The 6,468-nt window shown below is 68.8% G+C and carries 9 protein-coding genes; 5 read left to right on the top strand and 4 right to left on the bottom strand.

What is annotated here, in order from left to right:
• Together AC1DYP_RS22110 and AC1DYP_RS22105 are read left to right on the top strand one after the other, a co-directional pair.
• The coding region (locus AC1DYP_RS22110; protein ID WP_477048147.1) for a serine hydrolase domain-containing protein at positions 1-1,913 on the top strand (1,913 nt) is incomplete at its 5' end.
• A 101-nt stretch (positions 1,914-2,014) separates the two neighbouring features.
• Complete coding sequence (locus AC1DYP_RS22105; protein ID WP_477048146.1) at positions 2,015-2,404, top strand: hypothetical protein; 390 nt, start codon at positions 2,015-2,017, stop codon at positions 2,402-2,404.
• Here the strand turns inward: AC1DYP_RS22105 and AC1DYP_RS22100 are convergent.
• The 3 genes from AC1DYP_RS22100 to AC1DYP_RS22090 are packed head-to-tail and all read right to left on the bottom strand — an operon-like array spanning position 2,366 to position 3,668.
• On the bottom strand, positions 2,366-2,752 hold the full coding sequence (locus AC1DYP_RS22100; RefSeq protein WP_477048145.1) for a RusA family crossover junction endodeoxyribonuclease: 387 nt from the start codon (positions 2,750-2,752) through the stop codon (positions 2,366-2,368). The genes AC1DYP_RS22105 and AC1DYP_RS22100 overlap by 39 nt on opposite strands.
• Positions 2,752-3,075, bottom strand: coding sequence for a YbjQ family protein (locus AC1DYP_RS22095; protein ID WP_477048144.1), 324 nt, complete (start codon positions 3,073-3,075; stop codon positions 2,752-2,754). The genes AC1DYP_RS22100 and AC1DYP_RS22095 overlap by 1 nt, the downstream gene beginning before the upstream one ends.
• 53 nt (positions 3,076-3,128) lie before the next feature.
• Entirely contained in the window at positions 3,129-3,668 is a 540-nt protein-coding gene (locus tag AC1DYP_RS22090) for a DUF1697 domain-containing protein (RefSeq protein WP_477048143.1), read from the bottom strand.
• A gap of 127 nt (positions 3,669-3,795) precedes the next feature.
• Here AC1DYP_RS22090 and fumC point away from each other — a divergent pair, with 127 nt between their 5' ends.
• The 3 genes from fumC to AC1DYP_RS22075 are packed head-to-tail and all read left to right on the top strand — an operon-like array spanning position 3,796 to position 5,933.
• Positions 3,796-5,187 carry a class II fumarate hydratase gene (fumC, locus tag AC1DYP_RS22085; protein WP_477036112.1) on the top strand — a complete coding sequence of 464 codons (1,392 nt, stop codon included), beginning with the start codon at positions 3,796-3,798 and terminating at the stop codon, positions 5,185-5,187.
• Positions 5,188-5,189: 2 nt separating this feature from the next.
• The gene (locus AC1DYP_RS22080) at positions 5,190-5,681 is read left to right on the top strand and encodes a GNAT family N-acetyltransferase (RefSeq protein ID WP_477048142.1); all 492 of its coding nucleotides are present in this window, start codon (positions 5,190-5,192) and stop codon (positions 5,679-5,681) included.
• 9 nt (positions 5,682-5,690) lie between these two features.
• Complete coding sequence (locus tag AC1DYP_RS22075; protein WP_477048141.1) at positions 5,691-5,933, top strand: type II toxin-antitoxin system CcdA family antitoxin; 243 nt, start codon at positions 5,691-5,693, stop codon at positions 5,931-5,933.
• Positions 5,934-5,995: 62 nt separating this feature from the next.
• On the opposite strand, the gene AC1DYP_RS22070 is transcribed toward AC1DYP_RS22075, so the two are convergent.
• Entirely contained in the window at positions 5,996-6,397 is a 402-nt protein-coding gene (locus AC1DYP_RS22070; protein WP_477048140.1) for a YccF domain-containing protein, read from the bottom strand.
• Positions 6,398-6,468: the final 71 nt, after the last annotated feature.

Raw genomic sequence — 6,468 nt, 5'->3', positions numbered from 1 at the left:
CCGCCGCCGCGCCGACCCCGTCGCCGGTTCTCGCCAGCCCCGCGGCCCCGCTGCCGGCCGCCGACCTCGAGGCCTATGTCGACGGCGTCGTGCGCGACCGCATGGCCCGCGACCACATCGCCGGCGTGACCATCGCCGTCGTCCAGAACGGCCAGGTGGTGCTGAAGAAGGGCTACGGCGTCGCCAGCCTGAACGACGGCCGCAAGGTCGATCCCGACAAGACCCTGTTCCGCGTCGGCTCGATCTCCAAGACCTTCACCTGGATCGCCCTGATGAACGAGGTCGAGGCCGGGCGCATGCGCCTGGACACCCCGATCAACATCTACCTGCCCGAGAAGCTGCAGTTGAAGGACCAGGGCAAGAAGACGCCCGTGCGGCTGCGCGACCTGATGACCCACACCGCCGGGTTCGAGGACCGGGCCCTGGGCCAGCTGTTCGAGCGCGACGCGCGTCGCGAGCGTCCGCTGGATCTGTATCTGCGCCAGGAGCGTCCCAACCGCGTGCGCGAGCCGGGCCTGCTGCCGGCCTATTCCAACTACGGCGCCGGCCTGGCCGGCGCGGCCCTGGCCAACGTGACGGGCCAGCCGTTCGAGAAGGTGGTCGCCGACCAGGTGATCCTGCCCGCCGGCCTGACCCACACCACCTTCCGCGAGAACCGTCCGTGGCGGGACGACCTGCCCGCCCCGATGGCGCCGGCCCTGGCGGCCGACCTGTCGGACGGCTTCCGCTGGACCCCGCTGGGCTTCCAGACCGAAACGCCCGAGTTCATCGGCCACATCGCGCCCGCCGGCTCGGCCTCCAGCACGGCCGGCGACATGGCCCGCTACATGACGCTGCTGCTGAATGGCGGGACCATCGACGGCAAGACGGTGTTCTCGCCCAAGACCAGCGCGATGTTCCGCACCTCGATGTACCGCCCGGCCGACGGCGCGCCGGGCTGGAACGCCGGCTTCATGGACATCCCCCTGCCCGGCGGCCGTCGCGGCTTCGGCCATGCCGGCGCGACCCTGTGGTTCCATTCCAACATGGTCATGGTCCCCGAGCTGGGCCTGGGCGTGTTCGTGGCGGTCAACACCGACACCGGCGCCGACCTGCCCGCCACCCTGCCCGCCACCATCCTCGAGCGTTTCTACGCGCCGCGTCCCGAGATCCCCGCCGCCAGCCGGATCACCCATGACGAGGCCCAGGCCTATGAGGGCCAGTTCCTGACCACCCGCCGCTCGTACGGCGGACTGGAAGGCTTCATCGACCGCCTGATCGGCGAGGCGACCGTGCGCGCCGCGCCGGACGGCCGCCTGACCCTGACGATCGACGGCAAGTCCAGCCAATGGACGGCGACCGACCAGCCCGACACCTTCGCGCCGCTCAGCGGTTCGGGCCTGCTCGTCTTCCAGCGCGACGACGGCAAGGTCACGCGGTTCTTCTCGCCGACGGGCGTGGCGGCGTTCGAGCGCATCGGCTTCCCGCATCAACCGGGCTTGCTGACCATGTTCGCGGTGCTGACCGCCCTGGCCGCCATCGCCACCCTGATCGGCGTGGCCACCCGCGACAGCCGCGAGTCGCGCCAGACCCCGACCCAGGCCCGCGCCAGCCTGCTGCAGACCATCCAGGCCATCCTCTGGCTGATCGCCCTGATCGGCGTCGGCGTGTTCGCCAGCGGCGCGCGCGACCTGGCCAAGGTGTTCTACGGCTGGCCCAGCGGCTGGCTGCTCAGCGCCTCGGCCTGCGCCTTCGTCGCCACCCTGCTGACCATCGCCACCCTGGCCATGCTGCCCGTGGTGTGGCGCGGCGGGCGGCGCGTCGACAGCTGGACCTCGCTGCGCAAGCTGGCCTTCACCTGCACGACCCTGGTCTTCCTGGCCTTTGCGCTGCTGCTGGCGGCGTGGGGCTTCCTGGAGTTCTGGAACGCCTAGCGCCACGGCTGGGGACAGGCGCATGCGCCTGTCCCCGTCCCGCGCACGGCGGCACGTCCCATGCACCGCCCTCCCCGGGGAAGCCTCGGGGGGAGCCGATCGTGTCAAAACTGGACGCCGCCTTCTTCAGCCTTGCCGGCCTGCTGGCCTGGCTGGCCGCCACGCTGTTCTACGCGGCCTACGGCGGCGGGCTGCTGGAACAGGCCTTCTGGTTCTATGCGCTGAACGCCTTCGCGGCGGCCGCGGCGGTGACCTTCGTCTTTCAGGCGACGGCGCGGCTACGGCGCATTCCGCGCGGACGGCGGCTGTTCCCGGCCATGGCCTTCGGCATGCCGATCCTGGCGGGCGCAGACCTGGTGCTGGCGCATTTCCAACAGCTGATGTCCGACGAGCCGGCCAGCCTGGGCCGCTACGGCGCCTTCATGCTGGTGATGCTGGTCGCGGTGGGCTCGTCAGTCTTCGAGCGTGGACCGCAGAAAGCGCGACTCTAGCTTCCGCACCACGATGACGATCCGCTCGCGCTCGGCCGGGCGGCGCTCGACCAGCAGGCGGGCGACCTGGGCGTCGTCGTGGAAGGCGTAGCCCTTGATGGCGTCCAGCAGGGCCTTGGCCAGGTTGTCCAGGTCCATCCATGGCGGCTCGCCGACGAACTCCATGCCGATCTCGACCGAGAACTCGCCCCAGGCCGGCCGCGAGCCGCGCCAGACCTTGCGGAAAAACTCGTAGATCAGCGGCTTGTAGTACTTTGCCTGGGTGGTCAGGCCGTCGACCACCACGGTCAGTTCGCCGCCGTCCTCGCGAGCCCGGACCTTGCCGTGATGCGTCCAGCCATCATCCATTACGCGGCGGGCTCGACCTTCACGGCCGTGCCGTAGGCCAGGACCTCGGTGATGCCTTCCATGATCTCGTTGGCGTCGTAGCGCATGGCGATGACGGCGTTGGCGCCCAGCTCGGCGGCATGGGCCACCAGCAGGTCGTAGGCCTCCTTGCGGGCCGCCTCGGCCAGGTTGACATAGATCGACAGCTTGCCGCCGAAGATCGACTGGATCGAGCCGCCGATATTGCCGATCACGCTGCGCGAGCGGACGGTGACGCCGCGCACCAGCCCCAGATGGGCGACGATGCGGTGGCCAGGCAGATCGTTGGTGGTGGCGACGAGCATGGGCGGTCTCCTTGTCTGCGGTCGGTATAGCCAAGACCGGACCGGCGCGTCCCTTACAAACCCACCATCGCCGCCAGCTTCATCACCGTGTTCCAGTTGCGGACGGTGCCGACCGGGGCCTTCTTGGTCTTCTTCCAGTCGCGGTCGAGCATCGACTCGCCGATGCCGTCGATGAAGTCGACATAGAGCTCCTTCCCCCTCCCCTCGACACGCTCGCGGCCGGTGATCGACGCGCGCAGCACCTCGATGTCGCCGGCGGGGATCGGGTGCTTGAGGAAGTTGACCACCAGGTGGCTGGGCCGGACCTCGACCAGGTCGGGGAACGGATTGCCGGCGATGATCGCCTTCAGCTCGGCCGGCGAGCGCACCATGAAGTCGGTGCGCAGGCCCATGCGCGTCTCCAGCCCGTCCTCCAGGCGCTTTTCGATGTCGGCGTCCGACCCGCTCTTGCCCCACAGCACCAGGTTGCCGCTGGCCAGAAGGGTCTTGGCGTCGTCGAAGCCCAGGTCCTTGGCCAGACCCAGCAGGTCGTCCTTCAGCACCTTGCACCCGCCGACATTGACGGCCCGCAGCAGGGCGATGTGAGGGCTCATGGAAGACTCCTGTTCCGCCAGATTTCGAGGCGTAAGGCCCGTTTGACGCCTTCGCAAGCGCGGAACGTTGCCCTCCGCCCGCCTTGGGTCTAGACCCCGCTCGACCGTTTTTCCGGAGACCCGCCGCATGACCGCCACGCGCAACGAGACCGACACCTTCGGCCCGATCGCCGTCGAGAACGACAAGTACTGGGGCGCTCAGGCCCAGCGCTCGCTCGGCAACTTCAAGATCGGCTGGGAGAAGCAGCCGCTTCCCGTCGTCCGCGCCCTGGGCATCGTCAAGCGGGCCGCCGCCGAGGCCAACCTGGCCCTGGGCAAGCTGGACCCCAAGATCGCCGAGACCATCGTCGCGGCCGCCAACGAAGTCATCGAAGGCAAGCTGAACGAGCACTTCCCGCTGGTGGTCTGGCAGACCGGCTCGGGCACCCAGTCGAACATGAACGCTAACGAGGTGATCTCGAACCGCGCGATCGAGATGCTGGGCGGCGAGATGGGCAGCAAGAAGCCCGTCCACCCCAACGACCACGTCAATATGAGCCAGTCGTCGAACGACACCTATCCGACGGCGATGCACGTGGCCTGCGCCGAGCAGATCGTCCATGACCTGCTGCCGGCCCTGAAGCACCTGCACACGGCCCTGAAGGCCAAGTCCGACGCCTGGGCCAAGATCATCAAGATCGGCCGCACCCACACCCAGGACGCCACCCCGCTGACGCTGGGCCAGGAGTTCGGCGGCTACGCCCAGCAGGTCGCCAACGGCGTCGAGCGCATCGAAAGCACCTTGCCCAAGCTGATGGAGCTGGCCCAGGGCGGCACCGCGGTCGGCACCGGCCTGAACGCCCCGATCGGCTTCGCCGAGAAGGTGGCCGAGCAGATCGCCGGCATCACCGGCCTGCCCTTCAAGACCGCCCCGAACAAGTTCGAGGCCCTGGCCGCCCACGACGCCATGGTCTTCAGCCACGGCGCGATCAACACGGTCGCCGCCAGCCTGTTCAAGATCGCCAACGACATCCGCTTCCTGGGCAGCGGCCCGCGCGCCGGCCTGGGCGAGCTGAGCCTGCCGGAAAACGAGCCCGGCTCGTCGATCATGCCGGGCAAGGTCAACCCGACCCAGTGCGAGGCCCTCACCCAGGTCTGCGTGCAGGTGTTCGGCAACCACGCCGCCGTCACCTTCGCCGGCAGCCAGGGCCACTTCGAGCTGAACGTCTTCAACCCGGTGATGGCCTACAACTTCCTGCAATCGGTGCGCCTGCTGTCGGACGCCGCGATCAGCTTCACCGACAACTGCGTCGTCGGCATCGAGCCCCGCGTCGACAACATCAAGAAGGGCGTCGAGAACAGCCTGATGCTGGTCACGGCCCTGAACGGCAAGCTGGGCTACGACATCTGCGCCAAGATCGCCAAGACCGCGCACAAGAACGGCACCACCCTGCGCGAGGAGGCCGTCGGCGGCGGCTACCTGACCAACGAAGAGTTCGACCAGTACGTCCGCCCCGAAAACATGATCTCGCCGGGCTGATCTTGATTCAGCTGATCCGGATCATCGACGACCTGCCGGACGGCTTCGACGCCCTCCTCGCCGACGCGGCGAGCGAGGGCGTTCGCAACATGGCGCTGCTTGCCAACGAATGGGCCGGCGGCGACCAGCGCTTCGACGGCGACGGCGAGGCCCTGCTGGGCGCGCTGCTGGCCGGCGAACTGGCGGGGATCGGCGGCCTGTGGGTCGAGCCCGCCGCCCACGAGCCGGCCCGCCGCGTGCGCCGCTTCTATGTCCGCCCCGCCTTCCGTCGCCAGGGCGTGGCGCGAACCCTGGCCTCGGCCCTGATCCAAGAAGCCCTCGACCAGGTCGATCTCCTGACCTGCAACGCCGCCGCCTCCCCCGCCGGCGGTCCGTTCTGGGAAGCGCAGGGCTTTTCACCAGACACTTCAGGCCCTTGGACCCACCTGCTGCGGCGGAGCGCCAGCTACAAACACCGGTTTCCCGACCTGTCGGACGGGCCAGACGCGTGTTAGCCTTCCCCCATGGGCAAGGTCGAACTCGACGTCGGCATCGATCCGGAACTGCTGGCGCAGGCCAAGCGGCTGGGGATCTCCGTGGCCGGCATGAGCGAGACCCAGTTGCGGCTGCACCTCCAGAAGGTCGATCCCGCCGGCGCCGAGGAACGCGCGCGGCGATGGGCGAAGGACAACGCCGAGGCGCTGAAAGCCTATCGCGAACGGATCGAGCAACGCGGCGCCTTCGGAGACGATCTACGGACGTGGTGATCCGGCAGTTCGACGTCTTTCCGAATCCGTCGGCGCGCAGTCGACCGACTGTTCACCGGCTTCTAACGCCGATGCACCACCGTCCGGCCGATCGGGGCGATGGCCACGATGGCCAGTTGCAGGTCCTTGATCGCGAACGGGATGCCGATGATCGTCACCGCCTCGGCGGCGGCGGCGATCAGGTGCGACAGGGCGATGTACCAGCCGCCCAGCAGGAACCAGATCACGTTGAGCACGCAGCCCAGGCCGCCGGTGCCCAGGTCCTCGCGTCCGGTCACCAGCTCGCGCGGCACGATCTCCTTGCCGAAGGGCCAGAAGGCGAAGCCGGCGATGCGCCAGGCCGCGGCCGCATAGGGCAGGCCCACGATCGTGATGGCCAGGAGCGCGCCGCCCAGCAGCCACAGGCAGCCCGAGATGAAGCCGCCGAAGATGAACCACAGGATGTTGAGCAGCAGGCGGATCATGGCGGTCTCCGACGACGACGCGATTGGGGCCCCAGGCGTGCGACAAATCGCGATCGATGTCGAGCTTCACC

Source organism: Caulobacter sp. P1_D6 (genome assembly GCF_056406095.1).
This window is presented reverse-complemented; position numbering and strand designations above follow the sequence as displayed.

Bases quoted from the DNA above. Each gene is read 5' to 3' on its own strand.
- AC1DYP_RS22075 (WP_477048141.1), top strand. From the start codon at position 5,691: ATGGGCAAGGTCGAACTCGACGTCGGCATCGATCCGGAACTGCTGGCG.
- fumC (WP_477036112.1), top strand. From the start codon at position 3,796: ATGACCGCCACGCGCAACGAGACCGACACCTTCGGCCCGATCGCCGTC.
- AC1DYP_RS22100 (WP_477048145.1), bottom strand. From the start codon at position 2,752: ATGGATGATGGCTGGACGCATCACGGCAAGGTCCGGGCTCGCGAGGAC.
- AC1DYP_RS22090 (WP_477048143.1), bottom strand. From the start codon at position 3,668: ATGAGCCCTCACATCGCCCTGCTGCGGGCCGTCAATGTCGGCGGGTGC.
- AC1DYP_RS22070 (WP_477048140.1), bottom strand. From the start codon at position 6,397: ATGATCCGCCTGCTGCTCAACATCCTGTGGTTCATCTTCGGCGGCTTC.
- AC1DYP_RS22095 (WP_477048144.1), bottom strand. From the start codon at position 3,075: ATGCTCGTCGCCACCACCAACGATCTGCCTGGCCACCGCATCGTCGCC.